Annotated in this window: 25 protein-coding genes and 1 tRNA gene; 11 read left to right on the top strand and 15 right to left on the bottom strand. The window is 70.0% G+C overall.

Annotated elements, in window-relative coordinates; translation table 11 throughout:
* Positions 1–29 precede the first annotated feature (29 nt).
* Together hisA and Z052_RS10135 are read right to left on the bottom strand one after the other, a co-directional pair.
* On the bottom strand, positions 30–782 hold the full coding sequence (hisA, locus tag Z052_RS10140; protein ID WP_099289000.1) for a 1-(5-phosphoribosyl)-5-[(5-phosphoribosylamino)methylideneamino]imidazole-4-carboxamide isomerase: 753 nt from the start codon (positions 780–782) through the stop codon (positions 30–32).
* Positions 783–869: 87 nt separating this feature from the next.
* A complete protein-coding gene (locus Z052_RS10135) occupies positions 870–1,709 on the bottom strand; it encodes a hypothetical protein (RefSeq protein ID WP_099288999.1) in 840 nt (279 codons plus the stop codon).
* An 83-nt stretch (positions 1,710–1,792) separates the two neighbouring features.
* Between Z052_RS10135 and Z052_RS10130 the strand changes: the two genes are divergently transcribed.
* From Z052_RS10130 to Z052_RS10115, 4 genes are all read left to right on the top strand, one after another.
* Positions 1,793–3,025: a thiamine ABC transporter substrate binding subunit gene (locus tag Z052_RS10130; RefSeq protein ID WP_099288998.1), complete on the top strand. Its 1,233-nt coding sequence runs from the start codon at positions 1,793–1,795 to the stop codon at positions 3,023–3,025.
* A 27-nt stretch (positions 3,026–3,052) separates the two neighbouring features.
* Positions 3,053–4,849, top strand: coding sequence for an iron ABC transporter permease (locus Z052_RS10125; RefSeq protein ID WP_099288997.1), 1,797 nt, complete (start codon positions 3,053–3,055; stop codon positions 4,847–4,849).
* Positions 4,839–6,008 carry an ABC transporter ATP-binding protein gene (locus Z052_RS10120; RefSeq protein ID WP_099288996.1) on the top strand — a complete coding sequence of 390 codons (1,170 nt, stop codon included), beginning with the start codon at positions 4,839–4,841 and terminating at the stop codon, positions 6,006–6,008. The genes Z052_RS10125 and Z052_RS10120 overlap by 11 nt, the downstream gene beginning before the upstream one ends.
* 465 nt (positions 6,009–6,473) lie before the next feature.
* Positions 6,474–6,731 (top strand): hypothetical protein, encoded by a 258-nt coding sequence (locus Z052_RS10115; protein WP_049932058.1) that lies wholly within the window; start codon positions 6,474–6,476, stop codon positions 6,729–6,731.
* A 39-nt stretch (positions 6,732–6,770) separates the two neighbouring features.
* Here the strand turns inward: Z052_RS10115 and Z052_RS10110 are convergent, their stop codons facing one another.
* Entirely contained in the window at positions 6,771–7,520 is a 750-nt protein-coding gene (locus Z052_RS10110) for a TrkA C-terminal domain-containing protein (RefSeq protein WP_099288995.1), read from the bottom strand.
* A 246-nt stretch (positions 7,521–7,766) separates the two neighbouring features.
* Here Z052_RS10110 and Z052_RS10105 point away from each other — a divergent pair, with 246 nt between their 5' ends.
* Genes Z052_RS10105 through Z052_RS10095 form a run of 3 tightly spaced genes read left to right on the top strand, consistent with a single transcriptional unit; the run spans position 7,767 to position 10,458 of the window.
* Positions 7,767–8,120 (top strand): hypothetical protein, encoded by a 354-nt coding sequence (locus Z052_RS10105; RefSeq protein WP_049932056.1) that lies wholly within the window; start codon positions 7,767–7,769, stop codon positions 8,118–8,120.
* 30 nt (positions 8,121–8,150) lie between these two features.
* Complete coding sequence (locus Z052_RS10100; protein ID WP_049932055.1) at positions 8,151–8,858, top strand: TrkA family potassium uptake protein; 708 nt, start codon at positions 8,151–8,153, stop codon at positions 8,856–8,858.
* Between the two features lie 46 nt (positions 8,859–8,904).
* Positions 8,905–10,458 carry a TrkH family potassium uptake protein gene (locus Z052_RS10095; RefSeq protein ID WP_094519672.1) on the top strand — a complete coding sequence of 518 codons (1,554 nt, stop codon included), beginning with the start codon at positions 8,905–8,907 and terminating at the stop codon, positions 10,456–10,458.
* A gap of 57 nt (positions 10,459–10,515) precedes the next feature.
* On the opposite strand, the gene Z052_RS10090 is transcribed toward Z052_RS10095, so the two are convergent.
* Positions 10,516–12,873: an amino acid permease gene (locus Z052_RS10090; protein WP_094519671.1), complete on the bottom strand. Its 2,358-nt coding sequence runs from the start codon at positions 12,871–12,873 to the stop codon at positions 10,516–10,518.
* Positions 12,874–13,086: 213 nt separating this feature from the next.
* On the opposite strand from Z052_RS10090, the gene Z052_RS10085 reads away from it, so the two are divergent.
* Positions 13,087–14,196: an alanine--glyoxylate aminotransferase family protein gene (locus Z052_RS10085; protein ID WP_094494303.1), complete on the top strand. Its 1,110-nt coding sequence runs from the start codon at positions 13,087–13,089 to the stop codon at positions 14,194–14,196.
* Between the two features lie 55 nt (positions 14,197–14,251).
* Here the strand turns inward: Z052_RS10085 and Z052_RS10080 are convergent, their stop codons facing one another.
* The 3 genes from Z052_RS10080 to Z052_RS10070 all read right to left on the bottom strand — a co-directional run bounded on the left by Z052_RS10080 (position 14,252) and on the right by Z052_RS10070 (position 15,817).
* Entirely contained in the window at positions 14,252–14,548 is a 297-nt protein-coding gene (locus Z052_RS10080) for a hypothetical protein (protein WP_086216881.1), read from the bottom strand.
* Between the two features lie 69 nt (positions 14,549–14,617).
* Entirely contained in the window at positions 14,618–14,917 is a 300-nt protein-coding gene (locus Z052_RS10075) for a DUF424 domain-containing protein (RefSeq protein ID WP_049932049.1), read from the bottom strand.
* A complete protein-coding gene (locus tag Z052_RS10070; RefSeq protein WP_089308510.1) occupies positions 14,918–15,817 on the bottom strand; it encodes a tetratricopeptide repeat protein in 900 nt (299 codons plus the stop codon). It abuts the gene before it with no gap.
* Positions 15,818–15,928: 111 nt separating this feature from the next.
* On the opposite strand from Z052_RS10070, the gene Z052_RS10065 reads away from it, so the two are divergent.
* A complete protein-coding gene (locus Z052_RS10065; RefSeq protein ID WP_094519670.1) occupies positions 15,929–16,621 on the top strand; it encodes an SdpI family protein in 693 nt (230 codons plus the stop codon).
* A gap of 127 nt (positions 16,622–16,748) precedes the next feature.
* Positions 16,749–17,411 carry a hypothetical protein gene (locus tag Z052_RS10060; RefSeq protein WP_049932043.1) on the top strand — a complete coding sequence of 221 codons (663 nt, stop codon included), beginning with the start codon at positions 16,749–16,751 and terminating at the stop codon, positions 17,409–17,411.
* 21 nt (positions 17,412–17,432) lie between these two features.
* On the opposite strand, the gene Z052_RS10055 is transcribed toward Z052_RS10060, so the two are convergent.
* On the bottom strand, positions 17,433–18,800 hold the full coding sequence (locus Z052_RS10055) for a M20/M25/M40 family metallo-hydrolase (RefSeq protein ID WP_094553102.1): 1,368 nt from the start codon (positions 18,798–18,800) through the stop codon (positions 17,433–17,435).
* Positions 18,801–18,905: 105 nt separating this feature from the next.
* On the opposite strand from Z052_RS10055, the gene Z052_RS10050 reads away from it, so the two are divergent.
* Positions 18,906–18,979, top strand: a tRNA-Lys gene (locus Z052_RS10050).
* A 220-nt stretch (positions 18,980–19,199) separates the two neighbouring features.
* On the opposite strand, the gene Z052_RS10045 is transcribed toward Z052_RS10050, so the two are convergent.
* The 7 genes from Z052_RS10045 to Z052_RS10015 form a co-directional block, all read right to left on the bottom strand.
* On the bottom strand, positions 19,200–19,856 hold the full coding sequence (locus tag Z052_RS10045; RefSeq protein ID WP_049932039.1) for a lactate utilization protein: 657 nt from the start codon (positions 19,854–19,856) through the stop codon (positions 19,200–19,202).
* 319 nt (positions 19,857–20,175) lie between these two features.
* Complete coding sequence (gene thsA, locus Z052_RS10040; RefSeq protein WP_080508593.1) at positions 20,176–21,828, bottom strand: thermosome subunit alpha; 1,653 nt, start codon at positions 21,826–21,828, stop codon at positions 20,176–20,178.
* A 418-nt stretch (positions 21,829–22,246) separates the two neighbouring features.
* Positions 22,247–22,789, bottom strand: a complete 543-nt coding sequence (locus tag Z052_RS10035; RefSeq protein ID WP_006114650.1) for a KH domain-containing protein — start codon at positions 22,787–22,789, stop codon at positions 22,247–22,249.
* A 283-nt stretch (positions 22,790–23,072) separates the two neighbouring features.
* Positions 23,073–24,068 (bottom strand): serine/threonine-protein kinase Rio1, encoded by a 996-nt coding sequence (rio1, locus tag Z052_RS10030; RefSeq protein WP_049932038.1) that lies wholly within the window; start codon positions 24,066–24,068, stop codon positions 23,073–23,075.
* A gap of 85 nt (positions 24,069–24,153) precedes the next feature.
* A complete protein-coding gene (hjc, locus tag Z052_RS10025; protein ID WP_099288994.1) occupies positions 24,154–24,693 on the bottom strand; it encodes a Holliday junction resolvase Hjc in 540 nt (179 codons plus the stop codon).
* A gap of 135 nt (positions 24,694–24,828) precedes the next feature.
* On the bottom strand, positions 24,829–25,200 hold the full coding sequence (locus Z052_RS10020; RefSeq protein WP_099288993.1) for a rhodanese-like domain-containing protein: 372 nt from the start codon (positions 25,198–25,200) through the stop codon (positions 24,829–24,831).
* 81 nt (positions 25,201–25,281) lie between these two features.
* Complete coding sequence (locus Z052_RS10015) at positions 25,282–25,848, bottom strand: NADPH-dependent FMN reductase (protein WP_049932033.1); 567 nt, start codon at positions 25,846–25,848, stop codon at positions 25,282–25,284.
* Positions 25,849–26,122 lie beyond the last annotated feature (274 nt).

The following is a 26,122-nucleotide window of genomic DNA, read 5'->3' as shown; positions in this document are numbered from 1 at the left end:
AGCGCGTCGTCGCCGGCTGAGTAGAGCGCTCAGACCTCGTCCGCGGCCGCCTGTGCCTCTCGGAGCGTGAACTCGCCCTCGTATAACGCCGTCCCGACGACGACCGCGGCCGCGCCCGCCTCCTTCAGCGCGACCACGTCGTCGACCGCCGCCACGCCGCCGGAGGCGATCACCGGGATCTCGACCGCGTCGACCACGCTCGCGACCGCCTCGCGGTCGATCCCATCCAGCTGCCCCTCCACGTCGACGTTCGTGAAGAGGATCGCGCCGGCCCCCAGTTCCTCGTAGCGGGCGGCGGCCTCGGCGGGGTCGAGCCCGGTCCCCTCGGTCCAGCCAGAGACGACGACCTCGCCGTCCTTCGCGTCGAGGCTGACGACGACGCTCCCCGGGTGGGTCTCGTCGATCTCCGCGACGATCTCCGGGGTCTCGACCGCCGCGGTCCCGAGGATGACGCGGTCGAGCCCCAAGTCGAGCAGCGCGCGCGCGCCCTCGGCGGCCCGGATGCCGCCGCCGAGCTGGAGGCCGACCGCGTCCGCGCCGTCGCCGCCGACCGCGTCCACGACCGACTCGATCGCGCCGGCGTTGACGCGCTCGCCCTCGAACGCGCCGTCGAGATCGACGAGGTGGAGGGTTTCGGCCCCCGCCTCGACCCAGCGCTCGGCGGCCGCGACGGGGTCGCCGTAGCGCTTGCCCGTCCCGCGCTCGCCGCCGACCAGCTGGACGACCTCGCCGTCCTGCACGTCGACGGCGGGGATCACTTCGAACTCCGAGAAGTGGCTCATACGGGACTGAAGCCCGCGACGGCGATTAAACGGGTCGGTTCGAGGCGGAAGGAGGGCCGAGCGGGGGGGCTCCGGGGGGCCGTCGGCTCACACCACCGAGATGAGCAACTGCGAGACGTCCTCGTCGTAGGCGGCGGGGTCGGTCGCGAGCGCCTCGGCGCTCTCGGCGCCGGCGAGCCGTCGCACAGCGCTCTCGGCGTCGATCGAGTCCGGCAGCGCCGCGTCGAAGGCGTCGAGAAGGGGATCGGTCGGATACGCGCCGCCGGCGACTATCACGTCGGTTCCGTCGTGCCAGACGCCGAGGCGGGCCCCGATGTCGAGGGGTCGATCGAGTCCCGCGGCGGTCCCGTCCGGGAGCGGGACCTCGCCGTCGAGCGCGTACTCGCCGGTCAGCCGCCACACGGTCGCCGTGTTGCCGGACCGGACGGTGGAGATCCCCTCGTCGGCGATTTCGACGTTCTCGATGCCGGCGCTCCGGAGCTGCCCGCGGAAGGCGTCGGTCGCGGCCGCCTCCACCTCGCGCATGATCCGCTCGCGGCCGATCTCGGCCGGGAGTCGGTCGACGGCGGGCCGGAGGTCGATCCGCGTCGCGAAGAAGACGACCGGCGACCCGGACCCGCCGAGCGTCTCGGCGAGCGCGTCCGCGACGGGCGCGTACTCGTAGACTCCCGTGTGTTCGAGCGCCCGGACGGTGACGGGACCGTACGACCGCTCGAACACCGTCCGCTCGAACTCGTCGGTCCGTCGCCAGTCGTCGATCCGGTCGCTCGTCACCTCGGGGGCCGGGACTGGCCCGTCGCGGGCGCCGAGACAGCCGGCGAGCCCGGCGACGCCGACCGCCGCGCCGCCCGCGAGCAGGCGGCGTCGGGTGGTCGTCTCGCGTGGGGGCGGCGTCGCCGCAGATCCGTTCGTCGGACGCTGCTTCATACGAATTCGACGGCCGCGACGGGCAAATCGGTGTCGCCCCGACCCGGATCCCTTATGTAACCACCGAGTACAACAACCGAGTGATGACCGACGACGAAAGCAGGACACGGCGGCGACGCGCTCGGCCACACACCCGACGGCGGTTCCTGACTGCGGCCGGGGCGGCGGGGGCCGTCGCGCTCGCCGGCTGTAGCGCGGAGCAGGTCGACGACGGGGGCGACGGCGGGGACGGGGGCGGCGGCAACGGAACCGACGACGGCGGATCGGAGAGCGGCGACGGCGGCGACGAGACGCCGACCCTGACGGTCGCCACGTACACGAACTTCATCGACGCGCCGTCGGTGAGCCCCGGCGAGTGGCTCAAAGAGGAGTTCGAGAGCCGGTACGACGCCACGCTGGAGTGGGCGACGCCCGACAACGAGGTGAACTACTACGTTGAGCGCGCCGCCTCTGGCGCGGGCATCGACGCCGACCTCTACGTCGGGCTCACGACGGAGGACCTCGTCCGCGTCGACGGGGCGCTCGACGAGGACCTCTTCGCCGAGGCGGGCGACGTCGACGGGCGCGACGCGGTCAAGGAGGGACTCCGGTTCGACCCGTTCGAGCGGGCGGTCCCGTTCGACACCGGCTACGTCAGCCTCGTGTACGACAGCACGACCACAGAGGCGCCGGAGACGTTCGACGGACTGCTCGACGACGAGCACGCGGGCGCGCTCATCGCGCAGAACCCCGGCGGCTCCGCGACCGGGCGGGCGTTCCTCCTCCACACGATCAGCCGCTTCGGCGACGGCGGGGTCGCGAGCGACGGCGACGGCGAGGCCGTCGGGGGCGGGGACGGCGACCCCGACTACGACTACCTCGACTACTGGGCGGAACTCCAAGCGAACGACGTGCGCGTGCTGGGGAGTTGGGACGACGCGTACGCGGCGTGGAGCGAGGGGGAGGCGCCGATCGTCGTCTCCTACTCCACCGATCAGGTGTTCGCGGACATGGAGGGCGCGGACCTCCAGAAGCACCAGATCCGCTTTTTGAACGACCAGGCGTACGCGAACCCGGAGGGGATGGCCCTCTTCGCCGACGCAGACGAGCCCGACCTCGCCCGCGAGTTCATGTCGTTCATGCTGGAGTCGGACGTTCAGGGGGAAATCGCCCAGCGCAACGTCGCGTTCCCGTCGACCGACGGCGCGGAGCTGCCGAGCGACTACGCCGAGCTGGCGAAGGAGCCGGCCGACCCGGTGACGTTCACCTACGACGAGCTCCAGGGCTCGGTCGACGCGTGGGTCGAGGCCTGGGAGCGGCAGTACGCCGGGAACTGATCGCGTGTCCGACGAGGGACCGAGCGCGTGACCGACCACGACGGGCGACTGTCTCGGCTCGGGAACTGGGCCGAGGCGCGCGCGCTGACGGCGCTCGCGGTCCTCACCAGCGCCGCGCTCGTCGTCGCCTTCTACTACCCGACGGCGACCGTCCTGATTGAGGCGGTCGTCGTCGACGGCGCCGTCACCCTCGGCGCCTTCGCCGAGGTGCTCACCGACCCGTTCTACTTCGGCGAGCTCGCCCGGCTGCTGTCGGGCGAGTCCCCGGTCGCGGTCGCGCGGGCGTTCCTCTCGCCGGACCGCCGGCTCGGGATCGTCGGCTTCACCGCGTACCAAGCGGTCCTCTCGACCGTCGCGAGCGTCGCCCTGGGCCTCCCGGCCGCCTACCTGCTCGCGCGCTTCGAGTTCCCCGGGCGGCGAACCCTGCGCTCGCTCACCATCGTCCCGTTCGTCCTCCCGTCGATCATGGTGGCGGTCGGGTTCGTCGCCACGTTCGGCGAGAACGGCACGTTGAACGCCGCCCTGGCGACGCTCGGACTCCCGCGGGTCGAACTCATGTTCACCCTTGAAGCGGTGGTGATCGCCCACGCGTTCTACAACGCGCCGCTGGTGGCGCGCGTGACGACCGCGGCGTGGGAGTCGGTGGACGCGAGCGCGGTCGAGACCGCCCGCAGCCTCGGCGCCGGGCCGGTCCGGGCGTTCGTCGACGTGGTCGCGCCGCAGGTGTACCCCGCCGTCCTCACGGGCGCGGCGCTGACGTTCGTGTTCACCTTCGGAACCTTCCCCATCGTCCTGGCGCTCGGGGGGTTCGAGCTCGTGACCGTCGAGGTGCTCGTCTACCGGTTGGTGCGGGACCTGAGCTACGCCGAGGCCGCCGTGCTTGCGATCATCGAACTCGCGATCTCGCTCGGCGTCCTGCTCGCGTACCTCCGGTACGAGGCCCGGCAGTCGACCGGCGCGCGCGGCGCTCGGCCGCTCCCCCGGCGCCCGCTCTCCCCGCCCGCCGCGACGCTCCGCGAGCTGTTGCCGCGGGCCGGGCTGGCCGCCTACGCGGTCGTCGCCGGGGTCGTCTTCCTCGCGCCCATCGCGTCGATGGTCCTCGCGTCGGTGACCGGCGGCGACGGCGCGATCACGCTCGACCACTACCGATTTCTGGTCGAGCGCCAGCAGACGGGGGCGGCGTTTCAGGTGCGGCCGTGGCCCGCGATCCGGAACTCGCTCGCGTTCGCGACGGGCGCGACGCTGCTCGCGCTCCCGATGGGCGTCGTCGTCGCGGTGTTGACCACGCGGCGGTACCGCGGGCGGACGCTGGTCGACGCGGCCGCGATGGCGCCGCTGGCGGTGTCGGGGATCATCGTCGGGCTCGGTCTCCTGCGGGGGCTCGTCTTCGGCGTCGAGATCGGGGGGTGGCGGATCGCCGCGAGCGGCGCGGCCGCGATCGTCGTCGCGCACGCGGTCTCGGGCTACCCGTTCGTCGTGCGCACCGTCTCGCCCGGGCTCGCCGGGCTGGACCGCTCGCTCGTCGAGTCCGCGCGGGCGCTCGGCGCCTCGCGGGCGCGGGTGATCCGGGACGTGGAGATCCCCCTCGTCTGGCCCGCGGTCGTCGCGGGCGCGGCGTTCGCGTTCGCCGTCTCGATCGGCGAGTTCACCTCGACCGTCGTGCTGGCGACCGGCGCCGACGCGTACACGATGCCCGTCGCGATCGAACGGTTCATCGGGCGGCGGCTCGGACCGGCGACCGCCATGGGCGTCGTCCTGCTCGTCGTCACCGGGGTCAGCTTCGTCGTCATCGAGCGGCTCGGGGGTGACCACCGTGGGCTCTGAACCGAAGTCGGAGTCTGCGCCCGACCCACCGGTCGCGGTCGAACTCGACGGGGTGACGAAGCGCTACGGCGAGACGGCCGCGGTCGACGACGTGCGCCTCCGGGTGCGGGAGGGCGAGTTCTTCACGCTCGTCGGTCCCTCCGGCTGCGGGAAGACGACGACGCTCCGCCTGATCGCCGGGTTCGAGGAGCCGACGAGCGGGACGGTCCGGTTCGGCGGCGAGTCGGTCGCCGGCGTGCCCCCGGAGGACCGCGACGTGGGCGTCGTCTTCCAGAGCTACGCGCTGTTCCCGCACATGACCGTCGGAGAGAACGTCGCGTACGGGCTCAACTTCGCCGACCCGCCCGACGGCGTCACGCGCGACGAGCGCGTCGCGGAACTCCTCGAACTGGTCGACCTGCCGGACGCCGCCGACCGCGACCCGGAGAGCCTCTCGGGCGGGCAACAGCAGCGGATCGCGATGGCGCGGGCGCTCGCGCCCGGCCCCGACGTGCTCCTCCTCGACGAGCCGATGAGCGCGCTCGACGCGCGGCTCCGCGAACGGCTCCGCGCGCAGGTGAAGCAGATCCAGTCCGAACTGTCGATTACCACGATATACGTCACGCACGACCAGGAGGAGGCGCTGGCCGTCTCCGACCGCGTCGCGGTGATGAACGACGGGACGCCGGAGCAGGTGGCACCCCCGCGGACGGTGTACCGCGAGCCCGCGACGCGGTTCGTCGCGGAGTTCGTCGGCGACAATAACGTGTTCGCGGGCCGCGTCGTGGAGTCGCTCGGCGAAGGCGAACTCGCGGTCGACGTCGACGGCGGCGACGAGACCCTCCGCGTCGCACCCGGGGGCGGCGGCGATGCGGGGGAGGGCGCGCCCGCGACGAACTCGCCCGAAGTCGGCGACCGGATCGCGTTCTGCGTCCGTCCGGAACACCTGCGCGTCGCGAGCGCGGGCGGGGCAGGAGGCGGCGAGACCGCCGCTCCGGTCGGCGAAAACACGCTGCGCGCGACGGTCGCCAGCGCGGAGTTCCTCGGCGAGACGACGCGCGTCACGCTCGACTGGGGCGACCGCGAACTGCTCGTCCGGACCGTCGACCCCCTCGACGGCGCGGTCGCGGTCGGGTTCGACCCGAGCGACGGACACGTTATCGACGCGGAGCAGCGCTGAATCCCTCACGGTGGCGCGTGCCTGCGAGCGGCCGCCCTCGGCGGCCGCGACGGAGCGCGCGAGGTCGCCGGCGCTACGCGCCGGCTGCCAGAGAATCTTCGATTCTCGCTGGACGCGGTGAGCGCTCGGAGAGCGCGAACCGCGAGGCTGGGGAGGCGTGAGGCGCCGTGCGGTTGCGGTCGGGTGGGACTCAAAGGGGCAGCCGGCGAGGCGGGCGCAGGCGACGTAAGCACCGAACGAGGGAGCGACAGCGACCGAGTGAGGCGCGCAGCGAGCGTGCGCCCGCCTCGCCGGCTGGGGCTTTGGGAGTGTTCGCCGCCGGTCTGCTGATAGTCGCTTATAAACGAGTGGGTGCTGATTGAGCGGTGTTCACCGCAGAGCTGTCAATTGCGTCTCTCCAAACAGCGGCGATATATAATTACCGAGGCGACACGCCTTACCCCGCGGACCCCGTGAGAGACGCGTATGGCCTCCGAGGCGTGCGACGTGTGCGAGCGGTCCGTGCGGATCGCCGGCGGGATCGGCGACCTGTGGAACTTCGCGTTCGAGTCGACGCAGGGGCTGACGCTCGAACTCACCGACGGCTCGGAGTTCTTCCTCTGTTTCGACTGTATGGAGCGGCTCCCCGACGACCACGAGCCGACCGCCGAGGACGTCGCCGCCCTCCGGGAGCGCACCGACCCGGTCGAGGACGACGACAACCACTTCTGGCACTGGGGGTAACGCCGCTCCCGGACGACTGACGACGGGCCGGCGCCGCGTTCACTCCCGCTGCGAGCCGAACGCCTCCAGCGACCCCGTCTCGAAGGGGGCGGGCGAGAGCAGCGAGACGACGTCGCCGGCCTGGAACCTCGTTTCGCCCTTCGGCGTGAGCACCTCGCCGTCTCGCTCGACGCCGACGACGTGAGAGTCGCCCGATATCAGTTCGTCCGCGACCGCCTCCTCGATGGTCTTCCCCGCGATCTCGGCGCCCTTCGAGACGGTGAACTCGGCGACCTCGGCGTCGCCCGCGAGGCTCATGAAGTCGGTGAGCGACGGCCCCCTCGGGACGGTCTCGGGACCGAACGGGTCGTACGGCCTGTGGTACTCGCCTTGCATCACGCTCTCGTCTTCGATCCGCAGTCCGAGGTCGGAGAGTTCCCCCGCGATGTGGTTGATGTCGTCGGTGTCCCCGCCGACCGCGGTGACGAGGAGGTTCGCCGACCCCGACATCAGCTCTTGGACGCCGACGACCCCGGAGACGTCCAACGCCGACTGCGCGAGCGGCGTTCGCTCCGGGATCGGCGCCGTACACCTGAACAGGTACGTGATGTAGCCGCCGATCGCTTTGTAATCGACGTCCGCGGGGTAGCCGCGGAGGATGCCGCGCTCTTCGAGCTGGTCGATCCGGTTTCGGATCGTCGCCGGCGTCACTCCCATTTCCTCGGCGACGTCGGACGTGGCGGTGTTGCGCGCGTCCGCGGCGAAGTGGTAGAGGATGCGCTTGTCGATCTCGTCGATGCGATGTCCCATGTTCGAACGACGGCCAGCGCGTACAAATGATTTCTCGTACCCGCGTCGGGAGGCCGGAACGGTTGGCTCAGAAGGACCGAGACAGGACAGTAACCCGGTTTGGAAAAAATAGAAAGCCAATATTTATGACTCAGCGAAAATTTTGGGGGTTATAGATCCCGTATCGAAAGCGTCGCTGGCGTGGGCAGCGGTCGGACACCCGGCCCACATCGCCCGGGATCGACGCGGTCGCAACACGCACAAACCATGACAGAACCTCACACAGATCCGCCGGGAAGCGTCTCTGACGACGTGGTCGACGCGCTCGAAGGGTACGACGACACGCAACTCAGGGAGGTCATTCACTACGCGCAGCGACTCCTTCGAGAGCATCCGACGCTGACGGACGCGATCGAGTCGAGACCCGGAGAAGAGCTCGTCCGCACGGAGGACCACGGCGCATACACGCTCGCGGTCGTGGAGCGGCCGGACGAGACGGGGAGTGCGCGCGGCCCCTTCGCGTACAGGGTCGCTTGGGATCCCGCGAGGGAGGAAGGAGACGGGCAGTATCGGTGGCACTACCTCGGACGCCTCCACGGCGACGCCGAGGAGAGCGCCTAGGACGACGGCTGACGGGAACACACAACAGACATGTACATCATCATCGTCGGAGCCGGCGACATCGGAACGCCGCTCATCGGAATCGCAACGGGCGCCGGATACGAGGTCGTCGTCATCGAGAACGATCCGGAGAAGGCGGACGAGATCGCGAGCAAGTACGACTGTATGGTACTCAACGCCGACGCGACGGTCAAGGAGACCCTCGTCGACGCCGGCAGCGACCGCGCGGACGCGATCATCACGACGACGGACCAAGACGCGACCAACGTGATGGTCTCGCTGCTCGCGCAGGAGCTCGGCATCCCCGACGTCGTCTCCGTCGTCCACAGCCCCGAACACATGAACTTGTTCCGCCAGATCGGCGTGAACACCATGCAGAACCCGCAGCGACTCATCGCCGAGTCGCTGTTCCGGTCGGTCGACCGGCCGTCCATCGTCGACTACATGCGGGTCGGCGAGGTCGCCGAGGTGTTCGAGATCACGGTCGCCGAGGAGGCACCGATCGCCGGGAAAACCCTCGTCGAGGCCGACGACGAGGGGCTCGTCGGCGACGAGACGCTCATCGTCGCGATCGAGCGGGAGGACGCGGACGCGCCGATCACGCCCCGCGGACAGACCCGCATCGAGACGGGCGACCTGCTGACCGTCTACTCCGGTACCGGTGCGACGCCGGACGTGACGGACATCTTCGGTCACTACGAGGACCAAGAGAACGGGTCGAACGGGGTGAGCCTGTGACCAGTCGACCGTTGTCGCGGGGGAGTCCCCCCGGGCCGAGGGAGTCATGAAGGTGAAAAACGACACCGTCGGTCGCGACGTCGGTCGGATCATCCAAGCGGTCTCGCTGATGATGCTGATCTCGCTCGTCGTGGCCGCGGTCAACGGCGAGTTCTATACGGTACCGGCGTTCGTGGTTTCCGCGGTCATCATGGCGGGGATCGGCACCGCGCTGGTCCGCCGGTACCGCGGTGCCGACCCGCCGGAGAAGCGCGAGGCGATGGTTACCGCGGCCACGGCGTGGGCGCTCGTCGGAATCTTAGGCGGCCTCCCGTTCGTCCTCATCGCGTGGACGATCCACGTCGACCCGTTCCCCGCGTGGGCGAACACGCCGCCGATGGACCCGACCACCGCGACCTTCCGTCATCCCCTCAACGCGGTGTTCGAGAGCATGAGCGGCTTCACCGGCACCGGACTCACGATGGCGACCGTCGAGGAGGAGCTCCCGCGGGCGATCCACTGGTGGCGGTCGTTCATCGAGTGGGTCGGCGGCGTCGGCGTGATCGTCTTGACGGTCGCGATCCTTCGCCGGTCCGGCGGGAGCAGCGGCTCGTACACGCTCTACGAGAGCGAGGCGCGGTCCGAGAAGATCCACCCGAGCATCGTGACGACCGTCCGCGAGATCTGGAAGATCTTCCTCGGTCTCACGCTCGGCTCGATCGCCCTGTTCCTCCTCGCCGGGATGCCCCTGTGGGACGCGATCAACCACGGGATGACCGGGATCGCGACGGGCGGGTTCTCCGTCCACGCGGACTCGATCGGCCACTACGGGAGCCCGCTGATCGAGTACGCCACGGTCCCGATCATGGTCGCGGGGAGCATCGCGTTCCCGATCCACTACCTGATCTTCAAGGGTGAACTGCGGAACTTCTACGCCGACCTCCAGACGCGGTGGGTGTTCATCTGGTTCGGCGCCGGGTCGCTCGTCTTGACCGCGATCCTCTACGCGAACGGGCAGTACCCGACGCTCGAAGAGACGTTTCGGGTGAGCCTGTTCCAGTTCGTCTCCGCGACGTCGAACACCGGGTTCGGCAGCGCGTCGGTCGGTAACGGCACCGAGCGCGTCTGGACCGCGGGCCCGACGCTGTTCGCGTGCCTCGGGATGCTCACCGGCGCGGCGGCCGGGTCGACGGTGAGCGGGATCAAGCTCATTCGCGTCGTCACGCTGGTCAAGGGGACGGTCTGGCAGATACAGGACATCTTTCGGCCGCAGGCCGCGATCCGGTACCTCCAGATCGGCGACCGACGCCTCAGCGAGGCGCAGGCGCAGCGCGAGTACACCGAGGCGACGGTCGTGTTCCTGCTGTGGATCACGTTCCTCGTGATCGGCGTCGCGGTCCTCCTTCGGGTCCTTCCGCCGACGTACCCGCTGGAGTACGTGATATTCGACGTGATGAGCGCACAGAGCAACGTCGGCCTCGACTCGGGAGTCACCGGGGCGACCATGCCCGGCACGGCGAAGGCGATGCTGATAATAAACATGTGGGTCGGACGACTCGAAATAATCCCGGTGGCGGTGTTGATCGGGTCGGTCGTCCGCCGGCTCGACCGGTCGGCGTAGGAGAGGCGCGAGCGCCCGGCGGGGACGGTTCGCGGGCGGCGTCCACGCGGACAGCGATCAGGCGTCGTTCGTCGAGTCGTCGACCTCCGGCGTGGACGGGTCGGGCGTGACGCCGGTTTCTCCGGTGGAAACCTCCGCACTGGTGACGTCGTTTTCCCGCGCACCCCCGCCGAAGAGCCGGTCGAAGAAACCGCGCTCGCTACGGGGCTCAGCGAGCAGCACGGAACACTCCACCTCGTTGAGCACGTCCAACACGAGCGACCCGCTGACCAGCCGCGAGAGCAGTCCCTTCTGGGTCGCGCCGATGATGAGCATCGTCGCGTCGCGGGCGGCGCGCTCGATGCTGTTCTCGACATCGCCGCTTTCGATCCGGAGCGTGGCGTCGGAGAGGTCGTGCGCGTCGGCCCACTCAGTGAGGAACGCGCGGCCCGCCTCCTCCTCGCCGTCCTCGGCGACGTGGAGCAGCGTGACCTCGCCGCCGAACTCGGTCTGGAGCATCTTCGCGACGGCGCCGGAGAGGTCCGAGGCCGGACCGCCCGCGGTCGGCACGAGGATGCGCGAGGCGTCGAACCCGCGGTCGCGGAACACGAGGAAGTCCGAGGGCAGCGAGTACGCCAGCTCGTCGATCGCGGACTCGGCGCGCCCCGGCGCCCCGTGGGAGTCCTCGCCCCAGCCCATCACGGTCATGTCGGCGCCGTAGGTGCGGGCGGCGTCGAACACCTCCTCGAACACGCGGTGCGACAAGACGACATGGGTCTCCACGTCGACGCCGAACGTCTCCGCGTCCTCGCGGGCCTGATCGAGGAGACCGTGTGCCGCCTCGTGGGCGCCGCGGTCGCGCGCCGCCTCGAGCGGCGTCTGGTCGGGGACGTTGGCGATGTTGACCGCGACGACCGTCCCGTCGCGCTGTTTGGCGATCGCCGACGCTAGCGTGATCAGGTGCTCCTCGGTCTTGGGGTTCGCGAGCGGCACCATCACGCGGTAGTCGCCGCCGCTCGGCTGGACGGAGGTGGCCGCCGAGACGGCCTGCTCGGGCAGGTCCTCGGAGCGGTCGAGGATCCACCGACCGAGGAGCCCGGTGCGTTCGACCTTCCGGCGGGCGTACAGGAAGTACCACAGCACCGCGGCGACGATGAACGCCCCGGCGAGCGCGACCTCGACGGCGCCGACGAACGGGAGCAGGCCGAGCGAGAAGACGATCCCCGCGATCGGCGTGAGCGGATAGAAGGGGACCTCGAAGTCGGGGTCGTACTCGGCGATATCGGCCTCGCGGAAGACGATGAGCGCCACGTTCATCAGCGCGTACACGACCAAGTGGAGCACGCTCGCTGCCTTCGAGAGGATCTCGACGTCCTGGCCGAGCGCCGCGATGAAGACGATGATCATGATCCCGGTGACGAGGATCGACCGGTACGGCGTCGCGAACTGCGGGTGGATCTGGTTGAGCCAGTTCGTGACGATCTTGTCGCGTCCCATCGCGAAGTTGATCCGCGCCGACGCGAGGATCGACGCGTTCGCGCTCGACGCGGTCGCGAGCAGCGCGCCGCCGGTAACGATCGTCACCGCGATCGCGGTGACCGCGGGGGTGTACGCGCCCGAGAACGCCACTTCGGTGGCCTGCGTCAGCGGCGCGTCCGTGCTCAGCTCCGGCCACGAGACGACGCCGAGCATGATGCTGACGAGGATGGCGTAGATCACCGTGACGATGGCGACGCTGCCGATGACCGCCCGCGGGAGGTTCTTGCCGGGATTCTTCAGTTCCTCGGCGACGGTGGCTATCTTCGCGTACCCGAGGAAGGAGACGAACACCAGCGCCGTGCCCGGAAGGATCGCGCCGTATCCCATCGGAGCGAGGCCGCCGGTCCCGGAGAGGGTCGCGTAGTCGAAGGAGAGCCAGCCCTGGATCGCGAACAGGCCGAGGATGATCAGGAGTCCGGTGACGATGACGGTCTGAACGCCGCCGGTCTCCTTCGCGCCGACGTAGTTGACGAGGACGAAGAGGCTGCCCGCGATCAGCGCGCCGATCTGGATGTCAGTGAGGAACAGGACGCCCGGGATCGGCGCGAGCGTCGCGAGGTACTGTCCGAATCCGATGCTGTAGAACGCGGAGGCGAACGCCAGTCCCATCCAGTCGCCCATCCCGGCTATCGACCCGAACAGCGGTCCGAGCGCGCGGTTGACGTAGTAGTACCCGCCGCCGGCTCGCGGCATGGCGGTCCCGAGCTCCGAGACGGAGAAGGCGTTCACCATGGCGATGATCCCGCCGACGACGAACGAGACGACGACGATGGGGCCCGCCTCGCGGGCCGCGAGTCCGGGGAGGACGAAGATCCCCGCACCGATCATCGTGCCGATCCCGATCGTCATGGCCGAGACCAGCCCGAGGTCCTTCGCGAGCTCCTCGTCGCCGCTCACGGCGGGCCACCCCGGGCGGTTGCGACTCTCGGTGTGTGTATCATACCATGATTCTCTGCTCTGTGCCTATAAAGACGGTTGATCCGCGCAACTCCACCGCGGTGCCGCCTCGGCCCGCCGCCGGTCGCGCCCGGCGCCGGCGTTCCCGGTTTTTGAACGTAACACAAGGAACATACCCGCACGCGTCCCGGTACGAACTAACAGGTGGATCCCGTGACGAAGAAACGCGAATACCGCGACGACTACGACGAGAAGACGCTGTACATCCCCGGCCCGACGGAGGTCCGCGACGACGTCATCGAGGCGATGGCCGAGCCGATGTTCGGGCACCGGATGGACCGGATGACCGACCTGTACACCACTATCGTCGAGGACACGAAGGAGTTCCTCGGCACCGACCACGAGGTCGTGATTCTCACCGGCTCCGGCACGGAGTTCTGGGAGGCGACGACGCTCAACCTCGTCGACGAGCACGTCCTCGTCCCGACTTGCGGCGCGTTCAGCGAGCGCTACGCCAACGTCGCCGAGCGGCTCGGCAAGGATGTCGACCGGCTAGAGTACGAGTGGGGCGAGGCGGTCAAACCCGCGGACGTGCGCGAGGCGATCGAGTCCGCGGACGCGAAGTACGACATGGTCGCGGGCGTGATGAACGAGTCGTCCACCGGCGTGCGGAACCCGGTCGAGGAGATCGGCGACGTGATCGCCGAGTACCCGGACACGTACTTCGCGGTCGACGCCGTCTCGTCGCTCGGCGGCGACTACGTCGACATCGACGAACACGGCATCGACGTGATCTTCGCGTCCACTCAGAAGGCGTTCGCGATGCCGCCGGGGCTCGCGGTCTGCGTCGTGAGCGACGACGCCTACGACCGCGAGGTCGAGAAGGGCGACTCCTCGTGGTACGGCGGCTTCCGCCGGACGATCGACTACTACGACCGGAAGGGACAGACCCACTCGACGCCCGCCATTCCGATCATGCTGGCGTATCGCAAGCAGATGAAACGCATGCTAGAGGAGGGCCACCGCGCCCGCGACGAGCGCCACCGCGAGATGACGGAGTACGTCCACGACTGGGCCGACGAACACTTCGCGATGTTCCCCGAGGCGGGGTACGAGTCGCAGACGGTCGCCTGCATCGAGAACACGCAGGGGATCGACGTGGCCGCGACGATCGAGGAAGTGAGCGAGGAGTACGACATGGCGTTCTCGAACGGCTACGGCGACCTCGGCGAGGAGACGTTCCGGATCGGCCACATGGGCGAGCACACCGTCGAGAGCGTGAAGGAACTCACCGACGCCATCGAGGACGTCGCCGGGCTCTGATCGGGTTTCGCCACCCGGTCCGGCCCGTCTTCCGAGTCGATCCGTCTCCCGATCCTCAGTCTCCCTCGCGGTCGGCGACGAGTTCGATCCGGTAGATCCGCCCGCCGCTCTCGGTGCGGTCGGCGTCGACGACGACGAAGGCGTGGTCGCCCACGTCGACGATGTCCCCCGTGTCGAGCGGCTCCGTCGGTCCGTCGTCCGGTTCGTCGCCCGGGGCCGCGCCTTCGCCGACGGCGTCCGCGCCGACGCCGAGCGCGGCCTCCCCGCGGTCGATCGCGCGCCGCCAGAAGGCGTCGGACGGCGGCCGCGGCCCCACCCGCGACGCCAGTTCGCTCCGCGTGAGTCGTCTCATCGGATTCGCCTCGTCGCCCGCGCCCTTAGCCGGTTCGGATCCCGGCGAGACGCGGGCGGCGGTGCGCCGCTACAGCCAGAGCAACTGCGCGTGCCGCGTCTCCTCGAACTCCAAGACGGTCTCCTCGTCGACGAGCCCCGCGTCGACGGCGACGCCGACCGCCTCGGTGCCGACGATGTTCGCGACCTGTGCGCGCTGAAGTCCCGCGACGACCTCCTCGGCGGTCGCCTCGACGGCGTCGTCGCCGCCGTAGAACTCCTCGCTCACGGTGATCGTCGCGCGGCCGTTGTCGTACGTCTCGCCGAGGCAGTCCGGATCACAGACGGAGACGAGCCGTCCCTCGGCGGTCTCGCGCTCGCGGAGGAGCATTCAGAAGCCCTCTGGCCCCTCGCCCTGAAGCTCTCGCTCCGGGCCCTCGGGGTCGCCGCCCCGCCCGCCGCCGGCCTGCCCGCCCTGACGGCCCTGTCCGCCGGGAGCGCCGCGACCGCCCTGACGACCCTGCCCGCCGGGTCCGGGGGCCTGCCCAGTCTGCTCTTCGACCATCTGCTCTTCGGCCTCGCGACGGAGTTCCTCGGCGCGGTCGGCGACCTCCTCGGCCTGCTCGTGCTCGCCGGCCTCCTCGAGGGCGCGCGCCTTCTCTTCGAGGACCCCCGCGTCGCGGTAGCCGAGGCGGATCGCGTTGTCGAAGCACTTGACCGCGTCCTCGGCGAGCCCGCGCTCGACCAGCAGGAACCCGCGGTTGTACCACGCTTCCGCGAAGCGCGGGTCGGTCTCGACGGCGCGTTCGGCGTGTTCGAGCGCCTGCTCGCTCCGGCCGGACTCCCAGAGCGAGTACGCGAGGTTCGTCTCGGCGGTCGCGGCGTGTTCGGACTCCTCGTCGATCCGGAGCGCCTCCTGATACGCGCCGATCGCCTGGTCGAACTCCTCCAACTGGGCGTGGGCGGCGCCCTTGTTCACCCACGCCTCCTGCGCTTCCAGCGAGTCCTCCTCGGCGAAGTTGGCGGCGCGTTCGAACGTCTCCGTCGCCTCTTCGAACCGGTTGATCCCCATGTACGAGAGGCCCACGTCGATCAGCTGCTCGACGTCGACGTCCTCGCTGCCGATGTTCCGGCGGTCCAGCTCCTCGGTCAGCACCCGGGAGTCGACCGGGTCGACGCGGCTCGGGTCCTCGCCGAGCTCCGGCGGGTCGAGCGTGAACGCGTCGTAGTCGGCGTCGACGCCCTGCCCCGAGGAGAACTCGTGGCCGTCGTCGTCGCGTTCGTCGGTCATATGGCCAGAGTTGGCGGTCACGACCGGTAAGGGTTGCGTCGCGCCGGGGTCTTCGGGTCGGAGTCGCACGGGTGGGTACCTTTTATCGGTTCGGCGCGTGTCTCCGGCCGCATGCCCTCCGAATCCGTGCTCTCCACGCGGCTCCGGTTCGGCGTCGCGGTCCTCCTCGTCGCCGTCGGCGCCGCCGCAAGCCTCGCAGTCGCGCCGGACCTCCCGCAGCGAATGGTAACGCGGTGGAACGCCGCCGGCGAGCCGACCGAGACGCTCTCGCGGACGGCCGGGATGTGGCTCGTGCCGGGGCTCGCGGTCGGACTGATCGGCCTGTTCGCCGTGCTCCCGCGGATCGATCCCCTGCGGGAGAACGTCGCGGCGTTCCGGGTCCACTACGACCGGTTCGTCGTCGTCCTCACGGCGTTCCTGGTCGCCCTCCACCTCGCCGTGCTCGCCGTCAACCTCGGCTACGCGGTCGACGTGACGACGGTCGCGGCCGCCGGCGGCGCCGCGCTGTTCTACTACCTCGGGACCCTGCTCCCGCACGTCGAGCCGAACTGGTTCCTCGGGATCCGGACGCCGTGGACGCTCAGCGACGACGCCGTCTGGGACCGCACCCACGCGCTCGGTGCTCGGCTGTTCAAGCTCTCGGCCGCGATCGCCGCCGTCGGTCTCTTCGCCGGCGAGTACGCCGTGTACTTCCTCGTCGGCCCGGCGCTCGCGACCGCCGCGGTCACCGTGGCGTACTCGTACCTCCTGTACGCGAGGGGAACGGACGAGGGGGACGACGGGGCGGCCCGGACCCCGAAGTAGCGTCGAGCGCCGACGACCGGTCCGGACCGCGAAGCGCATCGACTCCCGGCGATCCGGCGCGTCCGGCGTTCGAGCGAGTTCCGCCCCGGTGCCCGGCGTTTATATCCGCGGCCCCGAAGGTGTGTGTATGACCGAGGAGTCACGCGCTGACCGACGGTCCCCCGTCGGCGAACCGGTGGTCCGGTCGGACCCGTCGGTGACCGGCGACCGGGCCGCGGACGCGGTGGGGTTCGACCCGAACGACCCCGACAGCGTCGCCGAGGCCGCGAGGACCGTGGGCCGCTTCGCGGCCGGCGACGTCGGCGACGACGACAACGTCCTGATGCTGCGCGGCGCCGCCGCCTGCGCGGCGCTCGTCCGCGGTGTCGGGTCGTACAAGGAAGCCGCCGAACGTGCCGGAGATGACGTGAGCGTCGCGTTTATCCGGAAGTGGGCGCGGGTCCACGACCTCCCGCAGGCGATCCGGCGGCAGGTCGCCAACGGGCGAATCGCCCCCAGCGCGGCGAAACACGTCGCGCGGCTCGGCGGGCGGGACCGCTACCTGCTCGCGTGGGCGACGATCGACGGCGACCTCACAGTGCGGGAGGTCCGCGCGATCGCGTCCGCGGTCAACGACGGCGCGGAGGTCGAGGCCGCCGTCAGCGAGGCCGGGGTCGAACTCGGTCGGCTTCAGGTCCGGCTCCCGGCGGAGACGTACGTCGAGCTGCGCCGACGGGCGTCGATGGAGAGCGTCGATCCGGGGTCGATCGTCGCCGACGCGGTCGACGAGTACCTCGACGGCGACCGGTAGGAACTGCCCGTCACCGGACGACTACGCCGCGTAGTCGCGCGCGAACCGTCCTGCGGCGGCGGCGATCGCGTCGCGTGCCCGGACGACCTCCTCCCACGCGATCGTCTCGTCGGGGTAGTGCGCCTCGTCGATGGTACCGGGCCCGAACAGCACCGCGGGGATCCCGGCCGCGACGAAGTGTCGCGAGTCGGCGCCGTACGTCGCGCCCCGCGGCTCGACGTCCGGGAGCCCCGTTGCGACGAGGCCGGCACGGACCGCCTCGACGACCGGTTCGTCGACGGCGACCTCGGCCGGCTCGAACTGGACGGAGAACCGCTCGAACCGCGGCGGGTGATCGCGCAGCCAAGGGTCGGCGTCGACGACATCGTCCAGGCGCTCGCGGAACGCCGCCTCCACCTCCGCGACGGTCTCCCCGGGCGCGACGCCGATCCGGAACTCCGCTTCGAGCGTCGCCGGGACCGTCGACGCCCACGAGCCCGCCTCGACCCGGCCGCAGACGACCGGCCACGGAACAGCGAACGACCCGTACAGCGGGTGCGAGACCGACTCGCCGCGCTCGGTCTCCAAGTCCGCGAACGCCTCCCGCACGGCCTCGAAGCGCGGGAGCACGTCCTCGCCGCGCCACCGGGTGGCCGCGTGGGCGCTCCGGCCGTCGATCTCGATCCGGGCCATGAGCGACCCCTCGCAGGCGACGACGGGACGTAGCTCGGTCGGCTCGGCGACGATCGCCGCGTCGCGCTCGAAGGGGTACGGGTTCGCGAGCGCGGCGGTCGCGGCGCCGTACCCGCCGTCCTCCTCGCCGGCGACGGCCTCAACGACGAGTCGGAGCCCGGACGGCGGCAGGTCGACTGCGCCGTCGGCGACCCCGTCGCGGACATCGACGGCGGCGCCGACGCAGGCCGCGAGCCCGCACTTCATGTCGGCCGCGCCGCGGGCCGTGAGGGTGTCGCAGCCCTCGTCGGCGGCGGCCGGGTCCGCGTTTCGCTCCGACGCGTCGCGCCAGACCGGCTCGAAGGGGTCGCTCGACCACTCCGCCGCCTCCGCGGGCACGACGTCGAGGTGGCCGTTCAGGACCAGCGTGGGGACCGGGTCGGCGGCGGCGGACTCGGGGGCCGCGTCGTCGCCGTCGCTCGCGCCACCGTCGTCGCCCGCGCCGCCCAGTTCGAGCACGCCGGCGACGCTGCGCCGCCCGTCGACGGCCGCTGCGTCGAGGTCGTCCGGGAAGGAAGGGTGGTCCGCGAGGACGGCGGGGTGGGCGTCCCAGGCGTACGTCTCGAAGCCGAGGTCGGCGAGCCGCTCGGCGACGAACGCGGCCGCGGCCGCCTCCTCGCCGGCGGTCGACCGGTGGCGACAGAGCTCGGCGGCGAACGCGCGCATGTCGAATGGCATGCTCCCGGCGACGGCTGGGGGTCGGAAACCGTTTCGGGTGGCGACGCCGACGCCTTCCGCGGTTCTAAACGTTTATCAGTCGGCTGCCCCTACGGCGATTCGTCTGGGCCGGTAGCTCAGTTAGGGAGAGCGTCCGGCTTTTAACCGGACGGTCGGGGGTTCGAATCCCTCCCGGCCCGTATCCTCGCGGCGAGCAACTCCGCGAGCCGCGAGGCCGTCGAGAAGGGAAAGGTTCGAAACCGCCGAGCGTGGCGCTACCGCGGAACCGACGCGGCGGTCCTCGGAGGATCGGGGACGGGTTACAGTCTCACCGTCTCGGCGTCGCACGGTGGGGGCTGGCGGTCGTCCAAAGGGAGAAATCGTGTGCTCTGTCGGCGTGTATCGCGCGGCCGCGGGAGATCAGTAGCCGAGCTGCTCGCGCACGAGAACGACCGTCGTCCGGCCCTCCTCGGTCTCGCGCCGGTAGACGAGCTGTTTCGCGATCGCGGACTCGGCGCCGTACGCCTCCTGCGCGCGCTCGTTCTCCAGCGGGTACGCGACCGACTCCAGCCGATCGAAGGCGTCCGAGAGCGTCGGGACGATCTTGTTGATCCCGGTGACGATGACGACGTTGCCAGCGGCGAACGGGTACGCGCCGATCCGGCTGCCGGAGAGGTCGGCGGCGACGAGCTCGCCGGTCTGTGCGACCGCGTTGATCCCACCGAGGAAGTAGTCGGCCGTCTGCGAATCGCGCCGCGCGGCCTGTCGCTCCGCGTCGTCGTCGATGCTCCAGATCTGGTCCGGGAGGCTCTCCCACTCGTGGTCGCCCTCGCTCAGGAACTCGTCGAACCCGATCTCTTCGAGCGTCGTCGAGTGCCCGTTCATCACCGAGGCCTCGTCTGGTATCTGGGCGGTAACAGTCTCCAGCGCCTCGTCGGCGTCGTCGACGACGAGCACGTCGAAGCCGCGCTCCGCTAAGTTCGCGACCGTCTCCTCGACGGTCTCGTCGTCTGGGAGCTCGTCCAGTTCGGCGTTGATCTCGGTGTCGTCGGCGTAGTCGGCTTTCTGCTGTGGCATCGTAAACGTGAGAACCTCGTCGGGAGAACGAACGGGCGGGAGTCACTTAACCGCTCGCTGACACCGCCGTCCGGTGGTTACGCGGGTGTTACCGTCGTGTCGCGCGGATCGAATGTGGGTGTCGCTAGCGCGGACCGAATGTGGGTGTCGCTAGCGCGGATCGTAACTGACGGGGAGCGAGACGGTCGCGTCGCTGGAGCGTCGGCGTCGATAAAAATCGCGTGTCGTCGTGGCCCGAAGGGGCGCGCGACGGTCGATCGGTGAAGCGGTCCAGCGGAACAGCTGCGGTCGGGGTAGGGGTGAAGGCGTTAGCCGAACTTCACATCGCGCCGCCCATGCCGCCCATGCCGCCCATGCCGCCGCCCATGCCGCCGGGCGCGCCGCCGGGGCCGCCCTCGTCGCCGCCGTCGTCGGTGCCGCCGCCCTTGAGGTCGCCGGCCGCGATGACGTCGTCGATGCGGAGGATCATGACGGCCGCCTCGGTGGCGGACTCGATGGCCTGGGTCTTGACGCGGAGCGGCTCCACGACGCCCTCGGCCTCCATGTCGATCACGTCGCCCGTGTAGGCGTCGAGACCGGCGCCGAACTCGCCGCCGTCGTGGCGGGAGCGGAGGTCGACCAGCGAGTCGATGGGGTCGAGACCCGCGTTCTCGGCGAGGGTGCGCGGGACGACTTCCAGCGCGTCGGCGAACGCCTCGACGGCGAGCTGCTCGCGGCCGCCGACAGAGTCGGCGAAGTCGCGGAGCTGCAGCGCGAGCTCGGCCTCGGGGGCGCCGCCGCCGGGCAGCACCTGCCCGTCGAGCAGCGTCGTGCGGACGACGCCGAGCGAGTCATCGATGGCGCGCTCAACCTCGTCGACGACGTGCTCGGTGCCGCCGCGGAGGATGAGGGTGACGGACTTCGCCTCTTCGACGTCCTCGACGAAGATGCGCTCGTCGCCGCCGATGTCCTTCTGGGCGACGGAGCCGGCGAAGCCGAGGTCGTCCGACTCGATGTCGTCGAGGTTGGAGACGACGCGGCCGCCGGTCGCGCGGGCGAGGCGGTTCAGGTCGTCGGACTTCGCGCGGCGGACGGCGAGGATACCCTCCTGCGCGAGGTAGTGCTGGGCCATGTCGTCGATGCCGTCGCCGACGAAGACGACGTCGGCGCCGATGTCGACGAGGTGGTCGACCATCTCGCGAAGCTGCTCCTCTTCCTGGTCGAGGAACTGCTGGAGCTGGTCGGGGTCCGTGACGTTGACCTCGGCGTCGATCTCCGTTTCCTTCACTTCGATGGCGCCGTCGAACAGCGCCACGTCGGCGTCCTCGACCGCGAAGGGCATGTTCTCGTCGACGCGCTCCTTGTCGACGATGACGCCCTCGACGAGCTCAGACTCGTCGATGGAGCTGCCGACGACCTTCTCGACGGAGACGTTCTCCGTGTCGATGCCGTCGTCGTCTTGGACCGCGAGGACGGCGTCGACGACGAGCTCGGCGAGGAGGTCCTTGGAGTTCTCCGCGCCCTTGCCCGTCATCGCCGTCTCGGCGATCTCGACGAGTGTGTCGCGGTCGTCCGCGGAGACGTCGATGGCCTCCTCGTCGAGGATCTCCTTGGCCTTCTCGGCGGCCTGACGGTACCCCTGCGCGAGGGTCGTCGCGTGGATGTCCTGGTCGAGGAGCTCCTCGGCCTGATCGAGGAGCTCACCGGCGACCACGACCGCGGAGGTGGTGCCGTCGCCGACCTCCTCCTCCTGCGTCTCGGAGACCTCGACGATCATGTTGGCCGCCGGGTGGTCGATGTCCATCTCTTTCAGGATGGTGACGCCGTCGTTCGTGACGACGACGGACCCGCCGGAGTCGACGAGCATCTTGTCCATCCCTTTCGGGCCGAGCGTGGTGCGGACGGACTCCGCGACCGCCTTGCCGGCCGTGATGTTCATGTTCTGCGCGTCCTTTCCGGATGTTCGCTGCGATTCCTCGGAAAGTACGATCATGGGCTGATTGCCCATCCGCTGGCGCTGTGACATTACGACCATTGATTGTTTGTGATTCTATATAAACCCTTTGTTCAGGTCGTGCGAAATCGCAACACGGTGGGGGAGTATCGGCCAGTATGCGGTGCGTTCACACGACCCTTTATATAGTACGCTAACTCGACCGTTGAGGCCGAGGTTGAGCGGCGCCAAACTACGGCGGCGCGTGCCTGCGAGGCCGCTCTACGGCCGGATAGCACGCGCGAGGTCGGCGACGCAACGCGTCGGCTGCCAGATGGACCGGAGGTCCTTCGCCGGAGTCGGCCGACTGAAGGAAGGCCGACGAGGCTGGGGCTTTGGCGGAGATCAGCGTATCCCGGTAGAGGTCGTCGTTAGTCGAAAGGCGACCGCGGCCGCAACGGGAAAAAGATATTCTCTGTTATTGCGGCGCGTTGAAGCTCACGTCGTCGTCGAGCTCGTTCGACATGCGCTCCAAGTACGAGTACACCGCGCCGTGCGGAGCCCCGTCGAGCAGCATTCCGACAGCGCGCCGCACCACCTCCAGCTCCTCGGGCTGCCCCACCGCGCCCACGGTCGACCCGTAGACGACGACGTTCGCGCCCGACAGCTCCTCGATGAGCTCCCGAGTCCGGCCGTTCTCGCCGATTATCCGGCCCTTCTTACGCTGGAGGTCGTTGTCGTTGCGAGTGTGTTCGGAGAGGTCGACCAGGTCGAGCGTCCGGAGGTCGTGGTCGAGGATCGACAGCGCGGTCTCCGGCTTGAAGCCGCGGCCGATCGCCTTGATCACGTCCGGGGCCACCATCGCCGCCACGGGGTCGTCGCGCTCCTCGATGGCGACGCTTCCGGACTCGGAGTCGATGTCGAGCCGCACGTTCGCCCGCTCTTCGATCTCTCGCATCGTCTCGCCGCCGGCGCCGATGACGACGCCGATCCGGTCCTGCGGAACCGTCACGTGTTGCATATCACGGAGTACCCGGCGGAGCCTTTTAAGAGTGTTCCGCGGCGGGCGCCGTGTGGCCGCGTGACGGTGGTCTCCGGCCGGTTGTCCGTCCGAAGGCGTGTCACATCGGAATGAGGTTTTTCTGTCGACTCCGCGAGCGACGCGTATGGAGATCAGACCGGCGGCGTCGGACGCGGACTCCGGGGGACTGATCCGCGTACAGGGGTTGTCCGAGGAAACCTATCCGACCGCGATCTACGCCCGCGAGGTCTGAGCCTCGACGCCGCGACGGAAGCGCCCCGAATTACGCTTCGTCGGAAGCTCCGGTCGACTTCCCGTCTGCCTCCGCGTTCGACTCCGTCTTCCCGCCCGACGCCGGCTCCCCGGTCGGGTCGGCCTCGGGCTCCGTCACGTACGCGCGGAGGTCGTCAGGGTCGACGTCGAGCCCCTGCCGGGTGAAAAACGTCGCCACGTTCTCGCAGTCGCGGGCGAGGAACTCCCCGGCGTTGGGGTGGTGAACGGTCACGGCCTGCCCTAGGTCGATGATCACCAGCTCGCCGTCGTGGATGATCATGTTGTACTCCGAGAGGTCGCCGTGGATCAGGCCGGCACCGTACAGCCGGCGCATGTACTCGCGGACGACCTCGTAGGCGGTCTCCGGGTTCTCCACGTCGACCTCGCTCAGCCGCCTTGCGCGCTCCGCGGCGTGGCCGACGAGCTCCATCACGAGGACGTTCCGCTGGACCGCGATCGGTTCCGGGACCCGGACGCCGGCCTTTTGCGCGCGCGAGAGGTTCGCGAACTCCTTGCGCGTCCACGCCAGCACGACCGCCTTCTTGTCGCTCGCGATGCCCTCGAAGCGCGGGTCGCCCTCCAGGTAGTCGCGCATTTGCCGGAAGTTCGAGGAGTTGATCCGGTACACCTTCACCGCGACCTCGCGCTCGGGCGTGACGCCCTCGGGGCCGCCGCCGGCCGCCTCCGACCCCGGCTCCGGCCGCTCGCCCGCCTGCCCGCCGAGTGCCTCGAAGACGCTCGCCTCCTTCCCCGTCGACACCGGCCCGCCGAAGGCGTCGACGTAGCCGTCCTGGACCAGCTTGTACACCGCCGCCAGCGTGGCGTCGTCGAACACCGACTCCTGGAGCTTGAACTGCTCGGTGTCTTTGATCCGCTTGCGGAACTCGTCGAACTCGCGGTCCTGCCGCCGGGCGATCCGGTCGGCCTCGGTGTCGGAGACGTCGAGTTTCTCCCACTCGTCGCCGGGCTGGTCCGCCGGTTCGAGCAGGCCGAAGTCCTCGCTCATTCGTCCCGGGGTTCGACGCGGCGAGGCATAAGCGAGGGGGTCCGCGGGCCGTCGAGGCGACCCGGGAAGGCGGCCGCGCCGACCGTCACAGCACGTCGAGCGCGTCCGCGACCGGCATGTGCCCGTCGCGGACGGCCTCTAAGATCGTCCGCCGCTCCTCGGTCTCCGGGTCGGTCGCGTCGCCGTCGTCGCCGACTTCCGCGAGCGTCACCTTCTCGGTCTCGCCGACGAACTCGGGGAAGTCGGTGCCGTCGGCCAGCGCTTTCTCCTTTTTCACCCGGTACGAGCCGGCGTCGGTGGTGTAGAGGTCGCCGGGGTGGAAGAAGTACCAGTCCTCGCGGTCGAACCGCACCGCGATCCGCGCCTTCGCGCCGAAGTTCCGCGCGAAGAACAACAGCGCTTCTACCTCCTCGCCGGTGAGGTAGATCGGGTCGCCCGCGCTCGACTTCGCCTCGATGGCGTAGAACGTCTCGCCGTCGCCCGCGAGCACGTCGGGGAGCTCGCGCTCGGTCGCGGAGCCGCTGGCCGGCGCGCGCATCACGGCGAAGCCCGCCTCGTCCAAGGCGTTCACCAGTTCGCGCTCGCGGCGGTCCCCCTTCCGGTTAGCGGACACGGTCGTCGTCACCCGGTTCGGTCATGGGCGACGTAGACGCGAGCCGGGCAAAAGCCCGGCGGGTCGCGGAGCGTCGACGGCGGGGTCGTAGGGTGTCGACGGCGGGGTCGCGAGACGCCGGTGACGAACTCGCAGACGCGATCGACTTCACCCGCGCAGCCGCCACCACAGCGACCGGAGCTTGTACCCGAGCGAGTCCCGCTCGTACCCGTTCCAGCCGCTCATCCCGCCGGAGAGCGTCGACGCCTCGTAGCCCGCCTCGTCGAGGACGCGGGTCGCGCGCTTGGCGACGATCCCCATCTTACAGACGGTGACGACCTCGCTGTCGTCGGGAATCTCGTCGAGCCGGCGGCGGAGCGCGGCGTCGTCGCCGCTCCGGAGGTCGTCGTACACGGGCACGTTCCGGCTCCCGTCGATCCCGCCGCTCCCGTAGTCCGACTCGGGGCGGATGTCCAGCAGGAACGGCTCGTCGTCCGTGCCGAGGCGCTCGTCCAGCTCGTCCGGGCGGATACGGCTCATCGGGGGACGATCGGTCTCGCGGGGCAAATCCCTGCCGGCTGCGGCGCGTCGAGCGCGGCGACCGCGGGGCCGCGACCGGTCTCACTCCCGCAGCCGCTCCGAGTGTTCGACGACGACCCGTCCGAGCCGCTCGGTGCGCCGGCGGAGGTCGTCGTCGGTGATCCGCGGACCGTCGTCCGGGGCGTCCGCGTCTCCCGGTCCGCCTGTCTCGACCTTCGAGGAGGCGCCCCGGATCCCGACCTCGTGGGGGACCGTCCACGCGTGGACGTTCCGGAACGTCGAGCGGAGGTGTTCGAGCGTCCCGCCGTAGGAGCCGCCGCCGGCGGTCGCGAGCAGGCCGACGGCGGTATCTGCGTACTCGTCGGAGCCGCAGAAGTCGTGGAAGTTCTTGAACGTCGACGAGTAGGATCCGCGGTAGACGGGCGTGCCGGCGAGGACGCCGTCGGCCTCGCGGACGCGGCGCTTCAGCGCCTCGCTGTCGCCTTGGGCGTCCTCTTCGGGGTGGTACAGCGGGAGGTCGACCGCGGCCAGGTCGATCAGGTCCGTCTCGGCGCCGGCGTCGGCCGCGGCGTCGAGCGCGACGCGGAGGGCGGCCCGCGTGGTGCTGGCCGCGCTCCGGCTGCCGGAGACGGCGACGATTCGGGTCATACCTCGAGTTCGAGACCAGATACTAAAAACGGAGGCGATCGACGGGGAGCGGACCCGAAACTCCGACCGTTAGTGCCTTGGAACTAATTGGCAAGGTCGATTCGCGCCGTTATAACTCCGGCCCCTCGATTGTAAGTAGCCGGTAGCAGATCGGCGGCGGCCACCTCCGAAGCCCCGGCCTCGCGGCGCCCCGGTGAGTCCCCCTCTGCCCAGCACAGCACCTCACGCCTCCCCAGCCTCGTCGGACCGGCGCAGTAGTGCCTAGTGAAAGTTA

This window comes from Halorubrum sp. C191 (assembly GCF_002727095.1).
Classification (GTDB): Archaea; Halobacteriota; Halobacteria; order Halobacteriales; family Haloferacaceae; genus Halorubrum; species Halorubrum ezzemoulense.
Note: the sequence above shows the minus strand (reverse complement) of the source record. Positions and strands in the feature narration are given on the sequence as shown.

Coding starts and splice junctions, on each gene's coding strand:
- Z052_RS10045 (WP_049932039.1), bottom strand. CDS start 19,856: ATGCCACAGCAGAAAGCCGACTACGCCGACGACACCGAGATCAACGCC.
- Z052_RS10035 (WP_006114650.1), bottom strand. CDS start 22,789: ATGCAACACGTGACGGTTCCGCAGGACCGGATCGGCGTCGTCATCGGC.
- Z052_RS10100 (WP_049932055.1), top strand. CDS start 8,151: ATGTACATCATCATCGTCGGAGCCGGCGACATCGGAACGCCGCTCATC.
- Z052_RS10070 (WP_089308510.1), bottom strand. CDS start 15,817: ATGACCGACGAACGCGACGACGACGGCCACGAGTTCTCCTCGGGGCAG.
- Z052_RS10135 (WP_099288999.1), bottom strand. CDS start 1,709: ATGAAGCAGCGTCCGACGAACGGATCTGCGGCGACGCCGCCCCCACGC.
- rio1 (WP_049932038.1), bottom strand. CDS start 24,068: ATGAGCGAGGACTTCGGCCTGCTCGAACCGGCGGACCAGCCCGGCGAC.
- Z052_RS10095 (WP_094519672.1), top strand. CDS start 8,905: ATGAAGGTGAAAAACGACACCGTCGGTCGCGACGTCGGTCGGATCATC.
- hisA (WP_099289000.1), bottom strand. CDS start 782: ATGAGCCACTTCTCGGAGTTCGAAGTGATCCCCGCCGTCGACGTGCAG.
- Z052_RS10110 (WP_099288995.1), bottom strand. CDS start 7,520: ATGGGACATCGCATCGACGAGATCGACAAGCGCATCCTCTACCACTTC.
- Z052_RS10065 (WP_094519670.1), top strand. CDS start 15,929: ATGCCCTCCGAATCCGTGCTCTCCACGCGGCTCCGGTTCGGCGTCGCG.
- Z052_RS10020 (WP_099288993.1), bottom strand. CDS start 25,200: ATGAGCCGTATCCGCCCGGACGAGCTGGACGAGCGCCTCGGCACGGAC.
- Z052_RS10115 (WP_049932058.1), top strand. CDS start 6,474: ATGGCCTCCGAGGCGTGCGACGTGTGCGAGCGGTCCGTGCGGATCGCC.
- Z052_RS10015 (WP_049932033.1), bottom strand. CDS start 25,848: ATGACCCGAATCGTCGCCGTCTCCGGCAGCCGGAGCGCGGCCAGCACC.
- Z052_RS10080 (WP_086216881.1), bottom strand. CDS start 14,548: ATGAGACGACTCACGCGGAGCGAACTGGCGTCGCGGGTGGGGCCGCGG.
- Z052_RS10105 (WP_049932056.1), top strand. CDS start 7,767: ATGACAGAACCTCACACAGATCCGCCGGGAAGCGTCTCTGACGACGTG.
- Z052_RS10130 (WP_099288998.1), top strand. CDS start 1,793: ATGACCGACGACGAAAGCAGGACACGGCGGCGACGCGCTCGGCCACAC.
- thsA (WP_080508593.1), bottom strand. CDS start 21,828: ATGATCGTACTTTCCGAGGAATCGCAGCGAACATCCGGAAAGGACGCG.
- Z052_RS10060 (WP_049932043.1), top strand. CDS start 16,749: ATGACCGAGGAGTCACGCGCTGACCGACGGTCCCCCGTCGGCGAACCG.
- Z052_RS10075 (WP_049932049.1), bottom strand. CDS start 14,917: ATGCTCCTCCGCGAGCGCGAGACCGCCGAGGGACGGCTCGTCTCCGTC.
- Z052_RS10055 (WP_094553102.1), bottom strand. CDS start 18,800: ATGCCATTCGACATGCGCGCGTTCGCCGCCGAGCTCTGTCGCCACCGG.